13 protein-coding genes are annotated in these 17756 nt (G+C 56.6%); 7 read left to right on the top strand and 6 right to left on the bottom strand.

Annotation, left to right across the window (positions count from 1 at the left end; all coding sequences use genetic code 11):
- Positions 1–83: 83 nt before the first annotated feature.
- The 6 genes from A9513_RS16670 to A9513_RS16695 all read right to left on the bottom strand — a co-directional run bounded on the left by A9513_RS16670 (position 84) and on the right by A9513_RS16695 (position 9882).
- Entirely contained in the window at positions 84–812 is a 729-nt protein-coding gene (locus A9513_RS16670) for a M48 family metallopeptidase (protein ID WP_034070169.1), read from the bottom strand.
- Entirely contained in the window at positions 802–3909 is a 3108-nt protein-coding gene (locus tag A9513_RS16675; RefSeq protein WP_065085108.1) for a type I restriction endonuclease subunit R, read from the bottom strand. Before A9513_RS16675 ends, A9513_RS16670 begins: the two co-directional genes overlap by 11 nt.
- Before the next feature lie 44 nt (positions 3910–3953).
- Positions 3954–4373: a hypothetical protein gene (locus A9513_RS16680; protein WP_034070167.1), complete on the bottom strand. Its 420-nt coding sequence runs from the start codon at positions 4371–4373 to the stop codon at positions 3954–3956.
- Entirely contained in the window at positions 4370–5623 is a 1254-nt protein-coding gene (locus A9513_RS16685; protein ID WP_083196150.1) for a restriction endonuclease subunit S, read from the bottom strand. The genes A9513_RS16680 and A9513_RS16685 overlap by 4 nt, the downstream gene beginning before the upstream one ends.
- Positions 5620–8019 (bottom strand): type I restriction-modification system subunit M, encoded by a 2400-nt coding sequence (locus A9513_RS16690; RefSeq protein ID WP_065085109.1) that lies wholly within the window; start codon positions 8017–8019, stop codon positions 5620–5622. The genes A9513_RS16685 and A9513_RS16690 overlap by 4 nt, the downstream gene beginning before the upstream one ends.
- A gap of 99 nt (positions 8020–8118) precedes the next feature.
- Positions 8119–9882 (bottom strand): N-6 DNA methylase, encoded by a 1764-nt coding sequence (locus A9513_RS16695; protein WP_065085110.1) that lies wholly within the window; start codon positions 9880–9882, stop codon positions 8119–8121.
- Positions 9883–10412: 530 nt separating this feature from the next.
- Between A9513_RS16695 and A9513_RS16700 the strand changes: the two genes are divergently transcribed.
- From A9513_RS16700 to A9513_RS16735, 7 genes are all read left to right on the top strand, one after another.
- Positions 10413–11147 carry a TnsA endonuclease N-terminal domain-containing protein gene (locus A9513_RS16700; RefSeq protein ID WP_065085111.1) on the top strand — a complete coding sequence of 245 codons (735 nt, stop codon included), beginning with the start codon at positions 10413–10415 and terminating at the stop codon, positions 11145–11147.
- Positions 11137–13068 (top strand): Mu transposase C-terminal domain-containing protein, encoded by a 1932-nt coding sequence (locus A9513_RS16705; RefSeq protein WP_065085112.1) that lies wholly within the window; start codon positions 11137–11139, stop codon positions 13066–13068. The genes A9513_RS16700 and A9513_RS16705 overlap by 11 nt, the downstream gene beginning before the upstream one ends.
- Positions 13065–14009 (top strand): TniB family NTP-binding protein, encoded by a 945-nt coding sequence (locus A9513_RS16710; RefSeq protein WP_065085113.1) that lies wholly within the window; start codon positions 13065–13067, stop codon positions 14007–14009. The genes A9513_RS16705 and A9513_RS16710 overlap by 4 nt, the downstream gene beginning before the upstream one ends.
- Positions 14006–15880 (top strand): TniQ family protein, encoded by a 1875-nt coding sequence (locus A9513_RS16715; protein WP_065085114.1) that lies wholly within the window; start codon positions 14006–14008, stop codon positions 15878–15880. The genes A9513_RS16710 and A9513_RS16715 overlap by 4 nt, the downstream gene beginning before the upstream one ends.
- A 179-nt stretch (positions 15881–16059) precedes the next feature.
- Positions 16060–16392 (top strand): hypothetical protein, encoded by a 333-nt coding sequence (locus A9513_RS16720; RefSeq protein ID WP_065085115.1) that lies wholly within the window; start codon positions 16060–16062, stop codon positions 16390–16392.
- Positions 16393–16403: 11 nt separating this feature from the next.
- Complete coding sequence (locus A9513_RS16725) at positions 16404–16775, top strand: hypothetical protein (protein ID WP_065085116.1); 372 nt, start codon at positions 16404–16406, stop codon at positions 16773–16775.
- Between the two features lie 419 nt (positions 16776–17194).
- Positions 17195–17695 (top strand): hypothetical protein, encoded by a 501-nt coding sequence (locus A9513_RS16735; RefSeq protein WP_065085117.1) that lies wholly within the window; start codon positions 17195–17197, stop codon positions 17693–17695.
- Positions 17696–17756: the final 61 nt, after the last annotated feature.

Genomic DNA, 17756 nt, shown 5'->3' on the forward strand with positions numbered 1-17756 from the left:
GGCGGGTTAATGTCCGCTCAAAAGAAAAAACCCCAGCCTTCGTTCTGGGGTTTTTTCTTTATAAATCAGTACAGTAGGACAACTTATCGTCCCCAGCGCTCATCTGCCAACATGCTTGCATTAAGTTCGTCGCGAAAAACCTGCCACTGCGGAAGGTACAGATTTAGCAGTGCTTGGAAGCGCTCGTTGTGGTGCCGTTCAAGCAGATGGACTAGCTCGTGCACCAGGATGTACTCCAGACACTGCACAGGCTTCTTTGCCAACTCAAGATTCAGCCAGATGCGGCGTGCTTCGATGTTGCAAGTACCCCATTTGGTCTTCATCCGCTTGATGCCCCAGGCTCGCGCTTCAACCTCTAACTTTGGCTGCCATTTCTCCAGCAACTCCGGCATCAGACGTTTCAGTTCGGCCCGGTAGAAGTCGTGCAGCACCTGTTCGCGGCGTTCGACTGTGGTGTCAGGGCGCACAAACAAATCCATGGTCGCTGTGCCACGCAGGGCGATGCGTAATGCTCCCGTGGTTTCGTGAACGCGCAGGCGGTAGCGTCGGCCCAGAAAGTAATGGCTTTCACCACTGACCATGCGCCGCTGGGATTGCCGGGGCTGGGCCTGAAATTTTGCCCGCTGGCGTTTGATCCAGCCAAGCTTACCGACCACTGCCAGGCGAACAGCTTCGTCATCTACCGCCAATGGAGCCGCCACACGCACACGCCCCTCTGGAGGATAAACGCCCAGGTGCAGATTTTTGATTGGCTTACGCACGACCTCCACGGTCAAACCGCTGACCGTGATATTGCGAGACTCAGTATTCATGCTGATGCTTGACCAGTTCCAGCAAGGCTTCCAGCCGCTCGTTGTCTTGCCCTGCTGAGTAGCTGCCCTGCGATTCGGCGGAGTCTTTGCCCCACTGATCCAGCACGTTCTTGATCGCCAGGCGAACACGTTTGATCTTCATGGAATTGCTGCGCCAGTCGTCCTGCCGGCTGTCCAACACCGCCGCGTCCACAGCCAATGCCAGGCTGGAGTCATGCCCCAGGTTGTCATACAGCGCTTTACGGGCGTTGTTGTTGATCGAGCCAGGGTAGTTGTTGGCGCTGGTTGGGTTCTTCGCCTGCTTGGTCAGCTCCACCACCTCGGCCAGGTATTCCTGGTAGCTGATAGCGTCTTCCTTACGCTTGGCGATCAACGCATTGAGCAACGAGGACATGGTTTCGTAGTACTTCGGGTTGATCGGCGACTCGTCGATGATCAACTTACGCACGTTGTTCTCAATGGTTTCGGCCACGGCTTCCAGGCTTTCACGGATGCCCTTGGGCAGAGCGTCGATGGCACCCACGCCGCGCTCGACGATCAGCTCAATCAGTGACATATCGTCGAAGGCGGAAATCTTCTCGCTGTCTTCGGCACGGATGTAGGTGTCGATCAAAAAGCGCATGTCTGGCTCGTAGGCCTTGAGGTCGATGTAGTCGCCGCTGGCAAGCTTCACCTCATCGCGTACCTTGGCGAAATGATCGACCTCGGACTGGATCTCTGCGATTTCCTTGGTGCTGTAACCCGCCTCTTCCAGCTCATTGGCGATATTGCCGAAGCAGCGGATCAGCGCTGAGGTCATCTTGTACAGGTTCAGGCGCTTGGGCTCATTGGCCTTGAGCTGCTCAGCGTTGCCCGAGTCAGTGCCGCAGAAGAAGCGCAGATAAGCCGGCGTATCCTTAGGTTGATCCACCGGCTCGCAAAGCGCTTTGATCGCCTCGCGGGCATCTTCGAGATCTTCCTCGGCCTTGCTCAGACGGTCTCCCAATAGCCCGGCCACGTCGGCCTCATCGTAGCCGTCCAGCGCGCCGCTGGTATAGTCGCCAATGGCGCCTTCCAGCTGCTTGAACAAGTCCTTGTAGTCGATGATGTAGCCGTACTGCTTGTCCTCACCATCCAGGCGGTTGACCCGGCAGATGGCCTGGAACAGGCCATGGTCGCGCATCTGCTTGTCGATATAGAGATAGGTCGCGGAAGGCGCGTCGAAGCCGGTCAGCAGCTTATCCACCACGATAAGCAGGCGCATCTGCCCCGGCTCTTTGATAAAGCGCTGTTTGACCTCCTTTTCGAAGGTCTCCGGGTCTTTGTCGCCAAGCATCTGGTTGTAGATGGCGTACTGACGCAGCTTTTCGGTCAGCCCTTCGCCAGTCGCTTCACCCTTGATGTCGGCAGCCGATGGTTTGTAGCTAGTGACGATGGCGCACTTGTCACCCATGCCCGCTTTGCTGAATAGCTCGTAGCACTTACAGGCTTCGAAGATGCTGCTGGTTACCAGCATGGCATTGCCTCGGCCATCGGCCAGGCGCGGCTTGGTGGCCATGTCCAGCAGGATGTCGGCGACAATTTTCTCCAGCCGCGACTGGCTCGACAGTACCTTCTGCAAGGTGCCCCAGCGCTGCTTAAGCTGAGCCTTGGCTAGGTCGTTTAGGCCCTTGGTTTTGGCCTCGAACCACTGATCAATCTTCTTCTGTGAAGTGATGTTTTGGTCAATGTCGCGGGCCTCGTAGCGCAGGTCGAGCACCACGCCATCGGCCACTGCTTCATTGAACTTGTAGGTGTGGATGTAGCGGCCAAATACCTCGATGCTCTTCTGCTTGTCGGCCTTGAGCAGCGGCGTACCGGTAAAGCCAATAAACACCGCGTTGGGCAGGATGAGCTTCATCGCTTTGTGCAGCTCGCCGGATTGAGTGCGGTGGCACTCATCGACGAACACATAGAGATCACCCTTGGCGCGGAAGTCTAGCGGCAGGCTCTTGCGCAGCTCCTCTACGAAGCCCTCCACGTCGGCATCTTCGCGGGTACCGAACTTGTGGATCAGTGAGCACAACAGCCAGGGCGAAGGTTGGTTGAGTTTGTCGATCAGATCGGCACCGCTGGTGGTACGCACGATCTGCTCGTTAACGCCGGTAAATACCTTCTCAATTTGCTCATCCAGCTCAGTGCGGTCAGTGATGATCAGCACCCGCGAATCCTGGATGTTTTCCCGAATCCATTTGGTCAGCCAGACCATGGTCAGGGATTTACCCGAGCCCTGTGTGTGCCAGATGATCCCGCCCTCGCGCTGACGCAGGTAGCGCTGCGCCTCGCGGATGCCGAAGTACTGGTTATGCCGGCAGAGCTTTTTCACCCCGCTGTCGAACACGATGTAGTCATGGATCAGCTCTAGAAAGCGAGTCTTGTTGCACAGCTGAAGTAGGTGCCGATCCAGCAGATTATCGGCAGTGGTGCTCTCCTCGCTTTCTTCCTTCCATGTGAGGTAATACTTCTCGCCGGTCTGGATAGTGCCGTAGCGCAGACCCTGAGTGTCATTGCCCGCCATCACGAATTGCTGGGTGGAGAAGAACGGTTGGATAAACTCGACCTTTTGGTTATCCAGGTTCTGCCGAATGCCCTCGTTCACCGCCACCTTGGAGCGCTTGAGTTCCAATACGCCCAGGGCAATACCATTCACATAGAGCACGATATCCGGGCGCTTGGTATTAGCCTTGGCATCGACGCCCTTGACGGTGACTTCCTCCGCAATGGCGAAGTGGTTTTTATCAGCCTGTTTCCAGTTGATCAGCCATACCGTCTGGGTATTCTCACCCACCTCAGGCTTGATCTTCACCCCATAGCGCAGCAGTTCGTATACCGCCTTGTTGCGGTCATACAGGCCCATGCTGGCGTCATTGGTAGCCTTGTTCAGCTCGAAGATGGCCCGGCTGGCTAGATTGGCCTCGACGCCCTGCTCTTCCAGCCAGCCGCGCAGCAGCTCTGGTTCGATATTGGCGTTGTTCGGGCGCTCGGCCCAGTCGCCGAGGTGCTCATAGCCCAGTGCATGCTGAAACAGCTTGGCCACACGTTGCTGGGTTTTTTTTTCGATCTGGCCAACGGTACTCATCTCTCTTCCTCGCTGCTCCCTGCTAAGTGTCTCTGGTTGCGTTCCTAGCTTGTCTGCAACTCGATGGCGGATACGATATTTGCTATCTGCACCGAAGCGCCAAGACGGTCGGATGCAACAGCAGTCACAAATCGATGGTTTTGCTTCAAGTGGTCGATATCGTCAGCCTCTGCAAGCTCAACATCCATCCATTTGCTGTCATCAGAAATTGCGGTAATGCGCCGTATGGCAATCATGTGGCCATCTGTGGTCAATAAGCCGAAAAGCCACCAGTCATCCATCATTCGGGAGGTATACCAAGCAGGAAGTATTTCTGAGGCCACGCCGGAGTCCCCAATCATGGCAACCTTGCTGCTGACTTTTTTCCATTGAATATGAGTAAACCACAGGCTCCAGGCAGCCACGGCGAGGCTAAGGGTAGAGATCACGGCTCCAGCTAGTGCTATCCAATCGCTGCTGCTCATTTCAGACGGATTCTTCCTGTGAGTAGTTCTTGCATCATGCCTTGTTTGATCTGGCGAGCCTTGTCGCGGCGGGTTTCGAGAGCGGCAAGTTCAGCATCCATATCTGACAGAACAGTGCTAATGGCTGTTTGCTCTTCCTCTAAAGGTTGAGGGATTTCGAGCTGCATAAAGGCGCTTTTCGCGATGTTGTAGCGGGTAGCGCCCTGTGCCAGTACGGACATAGCAGCGCGCCCTGCCTTGCTCCTGAACCAGTATGCGAAGAAAAGCCCATTCACTCTTGCCGCCGTGTTGAAGCGGAAGCCGAAGCAGAAGCTGTTCAGGTAGAGGTTCGGGATCTCATCAAGCAGAACTGAGCAGAAGCCCACTTCTTCAGGCGTTTCTGAGGAGCCATTGAAGAAAAGGTCTCCCTTCTTGGCGAGATTTTGTGCTTCGTCCGGCGCAACATCGACAGGTTCAAGCCAGTTCGCATCTATCACCGTATCGGTCATAACATTCATAAAAGGGATGTAGCGAGCTTCGCCGTGGCCGAAATCAATTTTTGTCTTTCCGGCGAGGCCACCATAGGTATTACCCAATGCTCGCATGGGTTTTACGTTCCACTCCCCACGAAACCCTGGCAGGCGGATTTGGCCGGTGAGGAGTTGTTGCATTGTGGTTTGCTGGATGTCGCGTTTTTTGGCGATCAGTTGATCCAGGCTGCTGATCAAGGTGTCTATGCCCGACAGCGCTGATGCAATGTGCTTTTGCTCTTCTAACGGCGGAAGAGGGATGGTTAGCTCTTTAAAGTACGGCAGACCAATTGTTTTGATGGTGTTGCCGTTAGCGATTCGCTCGAACTCAGGCTTCTTTGATTGGAGCCAGTAATACAGGAAATGATTGTCCAGCCGTTGGCCGCAAGTCCAGGCCATGAAATGCTGACTAACAGCCATGTCAGTGGCCATGATTGCGCTTTTCCCTACCCCAGCATCTCGGCTGAGCACTACCGTGCCTTTCTGATGGAGAACGGCAGAAGAGTTTTTGATGCCTTCAATCGTTATCGTTGCTGCTGTGTCCTCAATGTAAAGTGCATCGAGTTGGGCTGAGTCCTGAAGAGAAATCCACTTAATCGAGCCATCCCAGTACTCGGGATGCTTTTTGTCAGGTGTGTGGCCACTACCACGCTTGGTTACGGAGTCCAGTAATACATGCTCCCAATCGTCTTTTGGGACGTTTCCCTCAGTGGGCATGCTGATCTCTGCTGCTTGATTCATACAGCAAACCCCATCGTCACCAGATGCGCATTCACTTTGACCGCCAGCGCTTCCACTTCTGCATTTAGCGCCGGCAGCGGTGTGGCATAGCGCTCGGCTAGTTGACGAATACGGCCACTGAGCGCCTGTGACACCCGATCCAGCTCGGTCTGCACATCGGTTTGCAGGGTGGCCAGCCATTTGTCGTCCACCACCAGGGTTTTCAGCTCGTCTTCGCTGAGCTTGGCATAGTGGCCCTGTACCTTGGCATCCAGCGCCTTCTGCGCTGCTTTGACCTTCTTGCTGGCTTCTGCTTCGCGCTCGATCAGCGCCAGGCATTGTTCCAGCGCATGGCGTTCCTCGTAGGCATCCAGGTCGTGCTTAATGGCCTTGAGGCGGGCTTTGACGCTGGCGGCGGTGAGCTTGCCCTTGTCGGTCTTGCCTTCAGCCAGCGGGCCATCTTCACCGCCCTGTTCCTCGTCAAGCTCCTCCAGCTCACGGCTGACGGCGTCGCGTTTTGCTTCTAGTTCGCTGATGGCGGCGGCTTCGGCGGCGTAGTAGCGGCGCACGATCAGTTCGGGTGGCAGCAGATCGGTATTGGGCTCGCCCTGGCTATGGCCGCTGGCAATCAGTGGCTGCCAGCCGTCGATCACGAGTTGGTATACATCATCCTGAAGCGTGGCGTACCAGTAGTCCTGGAGGTGCTGGTAGACGTCGTAGGCATCCAGTAGCGGTGCGGCCTCGAAGCGATGCAGCAAATCTTCGGCCAACTCTTTGAGTAGAGTCTTGGGCTGGTCGCCAATGGCGATGCCGGCTAGGTTCGGGCGGTGTTCGGCACGCCAGGCCTCGAACAGGCCCGCCACCGTCTGGCGGAAGGCATCGAACTCGGCGTGGCCGAAGATGGTCGGCTTGATCTCGTTGACTACAACCTTGAGGCTGAGGTAGCCGGGGCGCAGTGGCTCGAACAGCGCGCTGCGCAGGTTAGGCATCACTTGCCAGTAGGCATACAGGGCGTCGATATCTCGCTCAGGAATGCCACCATGCAGGTGGGCCTCGATGTCCTGGAGATCCTCTTCTTCGCTGGTGTCGATATAGCGCGGGATATTCAGGTTGAAGTCGTTGGCCTCGATCTCGGCCAGTGGCACCAGGCGCGAGAACTTGGGCAGTTCGCGCTGCTGGGTGCAGGCATCGACGATCTTGTGGATGTCCTGCTCGCGCAGGCGGTTCTTGTTGCCGTCTTTGATAAAGCCCTTGCTGGCATCGATTAGGAACAAGCCCTTGCGCCCTGCACTGCCAGCTTTATCCAGAATGATGATGCAGGCGGGAATGCTGGTTCCGAAGAACAGGTTGGCGGGCAAACCGATAATGGCTTGGATATAGCCCTGCTGGAGGATGCGCTTGCGGATTACACCTTCGGCACCTCCACGGAACAATACGCCGTGGGGCAGAATCACTGCCGCCTTGCCAGTGCTTTTCAGCGAGGTAAGCATGTGCAGGAGAAAGGCGTAGTCGCCGTTCTTGTCGGGTGGAATGCCGTAGCCAAAGCGGTTGTAGTCGTCCTCGGCTGGGTTGAAGCCATTGCTCCAGGCCTTGGTGGAGAACGGTGGGTTGGCGACGATAAAGTCGAACAGCTTGAGGTTACCCAGCGGGTCTTTGAAATGCGGCGCGGAGAGGGTGTTGTCCTTCCAGATTTCCGCCGTTGGGCAGTCATGCAGGATCATGTTCATCTTGGCCAAGGCGCTGGTGGCGTTGTCCATTTCCTGGCCGTAGATGGCCAGATCCAGGCCGGTGGTGCTTTTGGCTTCATCATGGGCTTTGAGCAGCAGTGAGCCCGAGCCGCAAGTTGGGTCGTAAATGCTCTGTTTGCTGTCAGTTGCACCAGCCAGACCGATGACCTGGGACATGATCCGCGACACCTCGGCTGGGGTGTAAAATTGCCCCTTGCTCTTGCCTGACTCGGTGGCGAAGTGGCGCATCAGGTATTCGTAGGCGTCGCCAAGGATATCGTCGCCCTGGGCACGGTTGCTGCGGAAATCGAGGCCGGGCGAATTGAAGATGCTGATGAGGTTGGACAGGCGGTCGACCATCTCCTTGCCTTTACCGAGTTTCTCCTGGTCGTTGAAGTCGGCCACGTCGATGACGCCGGTAAGGTTATTGGCCTCGGCCAGGCGGGCGATGATCTGGTTGATCTTGTCGCCGATCTCCTTGTCGCCCTTGAGCGCCACCATGTCGACGAAGCTGCCGCCTGCCGGCACCTCGATCAGCGAATGGGGATTGCCGGCGTACCTGTCCGATACGTATTTCATGAACAGCAGCACCAGAACGTAGTCCTTGTACTGCGAGGCATCCATGCCCCCGCGCAGCTCGTCGCAGGACTTCCACAGAGATGAATAGAGTTCGGATTTCTTGATGGCCATTTTCTTGCCTTACCGCCTATGCGGGTAATAACAGTGTCGAACCGGTCTGAGAGATCTGGGATGCCAGTTCGTGGATTAATTCGGGGATGTCTTGGTTCGTCAGAGTGTCCAGAGCGCTGATGCTAGGCTTGCCTGCTTACTACGCAATTGCTGAATTTCTTGCTGGATCCGAACTTCGTGTTCAAGGATTTCGGATGCTGTGCTCATGGCTTCCTGGCTAATAGAAGGAATACCTAAGTCCTTAAGGGATGCGAGCTGAATGGTGGGCATGCTTGCACCTACTACCAAACGGCTAAGCAGCGCTTGGCCAATTTCAGAGCGGAGGTAAACCAATAGGGCTTTCGACTCATAGGACGCATCTTTCAATGACCGCAGTACTACGAAGGACTGTCCAGCGACCCAGCCACCCTCTCCCGCTGGCGGCGCCTGAGGGACAATCCCGACTTTGCCGACCGAGCCTTTAATTGCCAGCAGAATGTCGCCTGCTTGAAGGAAATAGGTCTTGGCTTTAGGTGAGCTGAGATCGAATAGGGAATCCTTGCTCGCCGAAACGATGGCTCCAAAGTCAGGGATGTCGGAGGCCTGCACCTCTCGAACCGCAACCCCTGAAGATGACGTGGAATGCTGACGCGAGCGGATGATCTCAACATGTTCACCGAGCCTCGCTAGGGGAAGGTCAGCGAGTATTTGTTCCAGCTTCTGGGCCGCATCATCAAGCACGTAGCGCCCGACCTCTAGATTGAAGTCGTTGCTGCGCACCTGTTCTGGCTGGACCGAGACGGCACTGGGACTACTCTCGACTCCTCTAGCGAGCTTTACCAAGACATCGATTTGAGTGAGTTCAGCCCGCTTTTTCGTGGCAGATGTGCAGAACTGTTCGCTGTCCGCATTCACAAAGTGGATCTGTTGGGATTGCTTTTTGGTGTTCAGAACGAGCACCGAGGTTGGAATGGCCGAGCCAGTAAGCAGACCGCTTGGCAGGGAAATAACGGCCTCTATAGCGCCGCGCTCAAACAGTTCTTTCCTAAAGCTACGTTCCGCACCAACACTGAATAGAACCGAGTTCGGTACAACAGCAATGACACGTCCGGCCGTCTGAGCCATCAGGTGCTGTAGTTGGAGAACACTCCCCGAAACGGTTTTTTCGGTGAAACGGCCGAATAGATCGCTGTCAACGACCTCGCGGTCGTAGCGAACACCCATGGGCGGAACAGCAATGGAGGAGGCGAAACGTTTAAGCCGCCCATGTTCCAGTGCCCGTGGAGCGTGTATTGGATCACCCGATAGTACTTGCCACTGATCGAGTGAGGTCAGTGTGAGTACCTGAGCTGCAAGCAGCGGTAGTGGTGTTTCAACCAGTACTTCGTAGCCGATACGGCGCGCCCGTGCAGCAAGCTGCCCGGAATGCTCCCATGGTGCATAGACCGAGCAGCCATCCGCTGGATCCAGAAGTGCGATCACCAGGTCTGCCAACGTAGGAGCCAAGCCTTGAGGTGAGTTCCTATCAGCGGCCCAGTAACAGATGTCATCCGCGCTAAAAGCGTTAAGCAGTCCCTGTTTACCTAGCTCGACGACTTTTTTCAGGAGCGGAAAAAGATCGCGGGCAGTGTCGAGCAGCTTGTATGCACCCTCATCTATAAAGGATGCCGGCGCATGGCTTTGGACCTGGCTAAGGCTCTCTATGATCTGCACCAGCTCTTTTCCGAGCTGTTCTTCCAGATGGAGGTGCTGGGGGAGCAATCCTTTCTCCTGGATTTTCCACCACGCAATAAAGGGCAGGGTCAGCGAGATGGCTTCCGACCCTGAGCCCGCTGAGCGCAGCATGTCTGCCAGCTGCCAGAGAATTTTTTCGTTGATATCCAAACGTCAGCTTCCTACGCCTACCGGATCAGAGGGGGAGACCAATCGCATTGCTCTGTGGTTGTGAGAAGCCTACACGGCATAAAGTGCTACATCAATAAAGTATTGACTACTTTTTAAGGTATTGCTATGATGTGCCACAGGTGGAGAGATTCGCCTGGAGTGTCGGCTGCGCTGACTTGAGGTCTGACGCGCACAATGCCGAGTGGCGTTCTCATCGTCGAGATGCCACTGAATCAAGATTTCCTCAAGCGGAGATCTATTAACCACTGTTGGTTTCCGCTTCTCGGAATACTTTCCGAGAATTACGGGTGTCCGTTTGTCTGAATAAAAGCGTTTGACTAAACGTTCTTTTGTTACTGCATGATTTTTTTGGCTTCTAATTCATTGATTTTGTGAAGGGGATTTTGTCTTTATGTTTTTCGCTTGGGTTAACTTCTTATTATTTTGATTTTTTCTGCATCGGTCTCATAAATCACGGTTGTGATTTTTGAAGATTGGAAAATAATCAAGATAGAAGAGAGGTGGCTCAAATGATTAACGATGGCAAAAGTTCTGGAGGAGTCAGGGATGTCACGCGACGAGTTCATCGCGGTCGGCGTGCTTTGGCCTTCTTCTCGCAAAAGAATGCAGATACCGAAGTCCGGGTCGAGTCTGGCCTTGAGCTGGATGTCGGGATGCTGTTGGAAGCTGATCCCCGTGTATTGTCGTATAGCGCCCAGCCGTTCTTCCTAGAGCTTGAGACAGGTAAGCTATTTGATAAAAAGACAGAATTCCCCAAGCGCTTGGGCATAAAGCCTCGCTGGTATACACCGGATTTTCTTTGTCAGATGCAGGATGGCTCGCAACTGGCAATTGATGCCAAACACTCCAGTTTCCACGAGAAATTCGCCAAGCGTAACCCGGAAATCACCGAGTCCCTGAGGCAGTTGGGTATCGGCTTTTGCGTAATTGCCAATGATGCGGTGGATGTAACTGTTTGCCTTAACCTCCGCACCCTGCACGGATTGCGCGCTCCCTGCCACCGGGATTTCGTAATGATGGCCACGGCAGAGATCGAACAGCAGTTGCTGCTGGCAACAACCTGGCGCTCTGTCGAGTTGGAGACTCGTTTGAGTGGAGCGCGCCCCGCCGTGCTCGCAGGACTTTTGAACGGTCTACTACGTGCTGATCTGCGCTGCCCACTTTTTGAGCCGGCCAGCGTCGTTACGGCTAGCTATGGCGATCTGTCTCACTTTATCCACCTGGAGCTGCCCCATGGAATTTAAGGTTGGCACCGTGGTTATGCGTGAGACAGAGCGCCTGCGCGTCTCTTCCATTCGTCCCGAGGTTTCGCAGATTGTGCTGGAGGGTTCGCGTGGTGAGCAGTTCGTTCGGTCTGTTGATGAATTCAACACCGATGTAGCCGGCGGCAAGCTGAAACCACTCTTTGCGAATCAGGCTGCTCGCCTCGGTCAACTGCCGTCACGGCAATTGACCGAAAATGAGCGAAGGCACCTTGATCGTCGTATTGAGTTGCTTCAAGTCTTGGACAGGCTTGAGCCGGACGCGAGATGGTCGGAGCGCATGCAGGTACTTCGAGAATATTGCGAAGCAGGCAAACTTAATGTGCCGTCACAAAAGACGCTGAATCGCTGGGTAGCCCTTCGCCACAGTGGCCTAGGGCCTGAAATTTTGGCTCCTCGACTTAGTGCGAGAGGTCGAAAGATTCCCACGTTCGATGATGACCCGTTCGAAGAGATTATCATGGATGAGATTATTCAGTGCTATTGCAAGACTGAAAAATATGGTCGAACACAGATTACGGATTTCGTGAATAACAAATGCCGAGATTTCGCAGAAAAGAGCGGCATTGATTTTCGCGGAATATCGAGGCGAAGCGTCAGTCGCCGGATTCAAAAGCTTGCCTACTACCTTATCAAGCCCGGGAAAGTTGACAGTTCCACTTTCAATCAAGACATGCGCGTGGCTTTGAAAGCAATCTTCACGGAGCGGCCCTACGAGCGCGTTGAGATGGACGCTGCCAAATTGCCAGTTTTCTGCGTGGACGCCAATGGCATAGTGATTGGCCGTCCCTGGCTGTATGCCGCCCTCGACTGTGCCAGTTCAACTCCCATCATTATCGTGCTGAGCATCCAGCCACCTTCTCAGGAGTTTGTGTTGCGGGCGTTGGAGTTTGCTTTTACCCCGAAGGGACTGGCGTTCAGCGAGAAGTATGGATTGCGTAATCAATGGCCGGCCCCGGCAGCTATCGAGCGCGTCGTACTGGACAATGCTGTCGAGCACCATGGCGGTGCGGTGCTCAGTGCACTGCGTTTCCTCGGCATCACGGTGGATTATCCACAGGCGGCGAAGCCGCAGCACAAACCGTTCATTGAGCGCTTTTTCAAGACGCTCAACGACTCGTTGCTTTATGCCCTGCCGGGCTCAGTCAAAAATAGAGTTCAACCGGACTCGACGCTCACTGAAAAGGCAATAGCCGAAGCGCGACTAACGGTAGAGGAAGTGGAGCAGCAAATCATGAAATGGGCGGCGGATGTGTACATGCAGCAGCCCTTGTACCGGCTAGAGGAGCGATTCGGCCCAAGGACGTCACCTGTACTGGCGTTGACAATGCTGAAACAACAGCACGTGGTCCTGCCTCCCCCGGATCCGGAGCGTTTTCGTGCCGCGTGCCTCCGCTACAACAGTCAATTGATGACGTTGTCGCGTGAAGGTGTTTGCTGTGATGGTGAAAAATTCCAGAGCCCTGCGCTGGGGGCGTTGTACCGCGAGCTGGGGCCCAAGCAAAAAGTTGAGGTTCGCTATAACCCGCTGGACTGCACCGAAGTATCGGTTGTGCATCCGCGTGATCCCCAACAGGTCATTCAAGCGTTCAATCGGCGTCCAGGCATGCCTAGAATCAGCTTTGACGACGCGCGTGCCGCTCGCCGCCGGAACTATCGCAGTGATGCCGAGATGTCGGGTGAGCAGTATCACGAGGATCACATCGAACAATTGCGGGTCTTCCAGCATCAATCGAAATCGCGACGGATGCAGGATCGCAATCGTGCGGCACGAGGACAGGCTCGTGCGGCGGCAGCGCGAGAGTTGGACCATGCCACCATAGCGCCGAACACTACATCGCCGGTCCCTGCTCCGGCTACCCCGATTGCTGCACCCCGCCGTAAGAAAGGGAGTGCGCAATGAGCATCGCCAGCACCGAGCTGATCGTCCACCAGCAATTTGGTCAGGCTCTGGAGCGGGCTCACCGGGTTATTCACCGAGCGTTGGCGGGAGAATCGCTGATGTTGCCGATTTTTGGACCGACGCGGGTGGGCAAATCCCAGCTCGTTGATGAGCTGGTAGCCGCTTATCCGAGCCAATTGGTGGACGGGGTTCGTCGACAGCCATTGGTGCGGGTGAAGGTCCTGGGGCGGCCGACCCGTCGGAGCCTCTCCGAAGCGGTGTTGATGGCGCTGAATACGCGTCGTTATGGGCGGGCCAGCGCTGATGAGCTGATGTCGCGAGTCTGCGATTTGCTGCGCGTCGTGGGCACGCGGGTATTGCTGTTCGAGGAGATGCAGCAGTTCGTCGAAGGCATGTCTGCCAAAGCGACGCGAGAGGCTTCGGACTGGTTGAAAATCATGGCAGAGGAATTGGGTATCACCCTGATTTTGGTGGGTTTGCCGATCACGAGTGAGATTTTTCTGCGCAACGAGCAACTGCGCGACCGTGCCGAGCGTGTCCAGGAAATCCGGCCGTACAATTGGAACGACCCGCTGCAACAGGGGGAATTCCAACAGGCCCTGAATGCACTGCTGGAGGCCTACCTGGAGGCAGGTTGGCTGCTCCCGGTTGCGCAGGACCCTGAACTCTTGGCGCGTGTATACGGCTCTTGTCTGGGGCGGGTCGGCATGCTGTTCAAGCTGTTTGTTGCCGTCGAGCATCTGGCACGCAAGCACGTCCTCGATTTCGCCTTGCTGGCCAGGGCGCATGAGGAAGCGATTCAGACCGACTTCCTCCAATTCAACCCCTTCGATAAGAGTCGAACCCTGACGCACAACTTGCTGGTGGAGAGCTATGTGCGTGTGCTGACCGAGGCACACATGTCGATTCCGAAAGTGCGCCAAGCCGAGGTGGTGGCATGAGCTTGCCTGTCATCGTAGCGCCGCTTTCTGATGAAAGCCTGTCCGGCTGGCTGATGCGTACCAGTGAACGCAATGTTATTCCCAGTGCGATCCAGCTTCTGCGCTCGCTTGGGTTTAAGCCTCGTGTCGACTATCCCACGAAACAAGTGGAGGTATTGGCCGAAGAGTGTGGCGTTGCCGTTGAAAGCATCCTGCTTCGAAATCCTGCGCGTCGGTCGACGACGCCCCTCCTACGTCATCGGTTTCAGCGCAACACCGGCACACCGGTATGCCCGGCGTGTCTAGTAGAGCAGGCATACCTGCGCCAGGCCTGGAGCCACGACCTGATCGTCGCCTGTCCCCACCATAGTGTTGGCCTGGTCGACGTCTGTCCGAGTTGTGGCAGCCCGCTGACGATGGACCGCCAGCGCGTGGACACTTGCGATTGCGGGCAGGCCTTGTGCGAGGTGCCTACTCACCCCGCTTCAACGGCAGAACTGGCGCTTGCAGCTTTGTTGCAACAGGCACCGCACCCTGCCCGACAGAGCCTGCCGGTAGCCTTCCGAGAAGGCACTACCCCTGCCGACATGTCCGAGTTTCTTGAGTTCCTGGAGGCCCATTTGGGCGGGGATTCGACTGCTAGCAAACACCGGAAGTCGCCTCGGCCGAAGACGCTGATTGAATCGCGTAGCTGGGTCGCTCGGCTGTGGCCTCTGCTCGCAGGCTGGCCGCAGGGTTTTACTGCGGCCATCGATCAGCGTCTTCAGCGGACGGAGGGGCCCGGTCTCGCCAAGCGTCTGGGCAGTTGGTATCGCACACTGCACAAGGAATTCGCCACACCGCCCTATGCCTTCGTCCGGGATACGTTGGCACAACACACGGCGACGCACTTCGACGGCCATCTCAACTTGCGTCTGAGCACCATCGACCCGAAGCACGTCGAAGAAAAGTGCTGGCTGTCTCCGGCAGAAGCCGGTCGCTTCATTGGCGTGGGTGCCGAATTGCTGCGTGCAGCAGTGCTCAGTGGCGAGGTCAAAGGAAAACTCACGGTGTCAGGGGCGAACCGCTTCGTTTCCCTGCATCGCGACGAAGTCGAAACCATACGCCGCAATCGTCTGGCCTATCTGACGGCGACTGACGTCCGCAATCGCCTGGGGGTATCGAAGGTACTCTTCCAGCGCTTGCTGCAAGCCGGTGCGCTGCGTCGCTACAGCAAGCGGCAGCGGCCGCCGCTGGTATCCGCCGAGTTTCGTGAGAAAGAGGTGGATGCACTGGTCGAGCGCTTGTCCTCGAACGTCGATGCTCGTGCCTTGCCAGAGGAGCAGCAGCTGGGGCTGCACGACATGTCCGCGCGTCGTGGGCTGACACCGGACCAGATTATTGGCGTGCTTCAGTGCGTACTGGATGGCCGCCTACGTCCGACGGGCCAGCTTCCCGATCTTCCTGGGTTGGCAGGCCTGCGCTTCGACCGCCGAGAGGTTGAGGCGCTGTTGGCAGCGGACGTTGAGGACGCGCACGAGCCGACGCTGCTGATTACCGACGTCGTGCGAATGCAGGGTTGGAAGCATGAAAGCATCCTGGCTTGGATCAAGGCGGGCCACCTGCGCGTGGTGCACGAGCAACGCGGTCAGCAGCAGGTGACGGCGATTCCTGTTTCAGCACTGCTCGATTTCCTCTCGCGCTACCTGGTGCTGGCTGATGCGGCTGAGCGCGTCGGCAGCAAATCGAATTGGATTTTGCGGGGGTTGATGCCCGCCGGCGTCGCGGCGGTTGGCGGGGCGTCCCTACCGGGCGGTGGGCAGCGTGGGGTGTTGCTGGAGATCGATGCCCTCCTCCACGCCGCGCAGCGGAACAAGCGTCCGCAACACGAGGTGCCGCCGTGTGCGTTGTGAGTTGTGCTTGTCCGTTACCACCCAAGGCAGGAGGGTGGGTAGCGCCGTGTGCTACGCGCGGTAAAGGCCTGCGATCCAATTTATTTATCGACGTCGCTTCGTAAACCGCAGACCCCTCGTAAATCGGGGCAGTTGACGATGGGCGTGTGGTTTACGGTTCCTTGAGTGAGGGACTGATCATGCTGACACTGCGAAAACGGCAACAACTGCTGACGGCACTGCTGGAAGACTATCCCGAGGAATACATTGACGGTTACGTAATCGACGCCCGCATCGATTGCCATTGCCTGAGCGGATACATCTACAAAGCGCTCGGTTACGACAATGGCGAGCTGTTCACCGCCGACGTCGAATGCATCGTGCGGTACGCGCGTCGCTACGTTGTGCGCACTCACCACGCGGCGTATCTGATCGTCAATTTTCACCCCCAGGGCGGTCGTCGCTCGCTCCGCGAAACGCTGGCGATCTTCACGCGCGGTACCGCGCTGTCGACGCCGTTGACGCGACAGTGAACAGGAGCGTCATGATCATGCCGCAAGCCCCTGAATTGTCGGTGTATGCCGCGCGCCGGTTGGCGGCGGCTGGTCGTTATGTTTTTACCTGGCCAATCACGGCGTATCTGACGGATGTCCTGCTTCTGGCCAGGTGCGCCACCGGGCGCACTTACCACGATTGCCGGGCCGACGCCTGGGGGCAGTTTCACGATGGGCATCTCATCTGCACGTCAGCGATCTGCTTCGCCGAGCAATGCGGCCCCTACTGGTGTCTGCACACTGCCAGTGGCAGCGTCTATGTCGTGGTGACTTTTGCGGCGTGGGACGGTCGACCATCGCTCACGCGCTGGCTGGCGTCCGTCGCGCGCGGGCGAGCGCCGACTCCAGCGGGGCGGCACTGAGGGCTGGTTGGGGATTCGAACCGACTTCGCATAACACGCTTTCGGTGAAACGCCGAGGGGCTTCCACTCACGAAGCAGGAGGTTGGCGAATGAAACCAGTGGAGCAGCAGGCTCTGAGTTGCGATGTGTGTGGGACCGACTTGCGGGTACCGGGCTACGGCGCCCAGTTCGGTACGTTGCACGCGCGTTTGGGCTATGGCGCACAACACGATGGTGAACACTACTGCGTGCATCTGTGTGAAATGTGCTTCTTTCAAGCCGTGGGCAACTAACGACGACAGCACCAGGTCTTTGCATTGTTTGCGGAGGAGCCGATAGGCGACGAAGCGGCGTTCGAGCCACGGCTTCGCAACGATTCCTTTGGTGACCGCTGAGCCCTGATCGTTGCTGTCAGAGCGAGTCCCCGCACGGGAGCGCTGATGGTTCGTGAAGAGGAGGAGGTAGCGATGCCGGAGCAATACGACCGTGCTCTGTTGCTGGATGAAGTATGGGCCGAACCGATGAGTGTGGTTGCGCCACGCTATGGACTATCTGATGTCGGTCTGAAGAAGCTCTGTGCGCGTCTGCAAATCCCAACGCCGATGCGCGGCTATTGGGCGAAGGTGAAAGCCGGGCGGCGTATTCCGCCGAAGCCCAAATTAAAGGAGTTCAAGGGCGATCAGCGGCACCTGATCAAGCCGCTTGCTCCTCCAGTTACTCGGACTGCTGAGCCCGAATTGGTGGACGAGCGTTTGCAGGCAGTAATGGCGCGTGAACAAGACCCGAAGCATCAAATCACGGTACCGGTCCGTTTGACGCGCTGGCATCCACTGGTCTTAGCAACACGCGATGCTTTCCGCAAATCCCATAAGGATAACCGAGGCCTTCCCTTGCCTAGCGGTAAGGGGTTCTACCCCGTTAGCACGGACACTTTCGAGTAAGCTCACGCTGAGCTGAAGGAGTGTTCATGTCCAAGCGCAAGAGATACAGCCCCGAGTTCAA

It is taken from the genome of Pseudomonas sp. AU12215 (assembly GCF_001675465.2).
Lineage (GTDB): Bacteria > Pseudomonadota > Gammaproteobacteria > Pseudomonadales > Pseudomonadaceae > Pseudomonas > Pseudomonas nitroreducens.

Bases quoted from the DNA above. Each gene is read 5' to 3' on its own strand.
- A9513_RS16710 (WP_065085113.1), top strand. From the start codon at position 13,065: ATGAGCATCGCCAGCACCGAGCTGATCGTCCACCAGCAATTTGGTCAG.
- A9513_RS16705 (WP_065085112.1), top strand. From the start codon at position 11,137: ATGGAATTTAAGGTTGGCACCGTGGTTATGCGTGAGACAGAGCGCCTG.
- A9513_RS16715 (WP_065085114.1), top strand. From the start codon at position 14,006: ATGAGCTTGCCTGTCATCGTAGCGCCGCTTTCTGATGAAAGCCTGTCC.
- A9513_RS16685 (WP_083196150.1), bottom strand. From the start codon at position 5,623: ATGAATCAAGCAGCAGAGATCAGCATGCCCACTGAGGGAAACGTCCCA.
- A9513_RS16670 (WP_034070169.1), bottom strand. From the start codon at position 812: ATGAATACTGAGTCTCGCAATATCACGGTCAGCGGTTTGACCGTGGAG.
- A9513_RS16725 (WP_065085116.1), top strand. From the start codon at position 16,404: ATGATCATGCCGCAAGCCCCTGAATTGTCGGTGTATGCCGCGCGCCGG.
- A9513_RS16690 (WP_065085109.1), bottom strand. From the start codon at position 8,019: ATGGCCATCAAGAAATCCGAACTCTATTCATCTCTGTGGAAGTCCTGC.
- A9513_RS16675 (WP_065085108.1), bottom strand. From the start codon at position 3,909: ATGAGTACCGTTGGCCAGATCGAAAAAAAAACCCAGCAACGTGTGGCC.
- A9513_RS16735 (WP_065085117.1), top strand. From the start codon at position 17,195: ATGGTTCGTGAAGAGGAGGAGGTAGCGATGCCGGAGCAATACGACCGT.
- A9513_RS16700 (WP_065085111.1), top strand. From the start codon at position 10,413: ATGATTAACGATGGCAAAAGTTCTGGAGGAGTCAGGGATGTCACGCGA.
- A9513_RS16680 (WP_034070167.1), bottom strand. From the start codon at position 4,373: ATGAGCAGCAGCGATTGGATAGCACTAGCTGGAGCCGTGATCTCTACC.
- A9513_RS16720 (WP_065085115.1), top strand. From the start codon at position 16,060: ATGCTGACACTGCGAAAACGGCAACAACTGCTGACGGCACTGCTGGAA.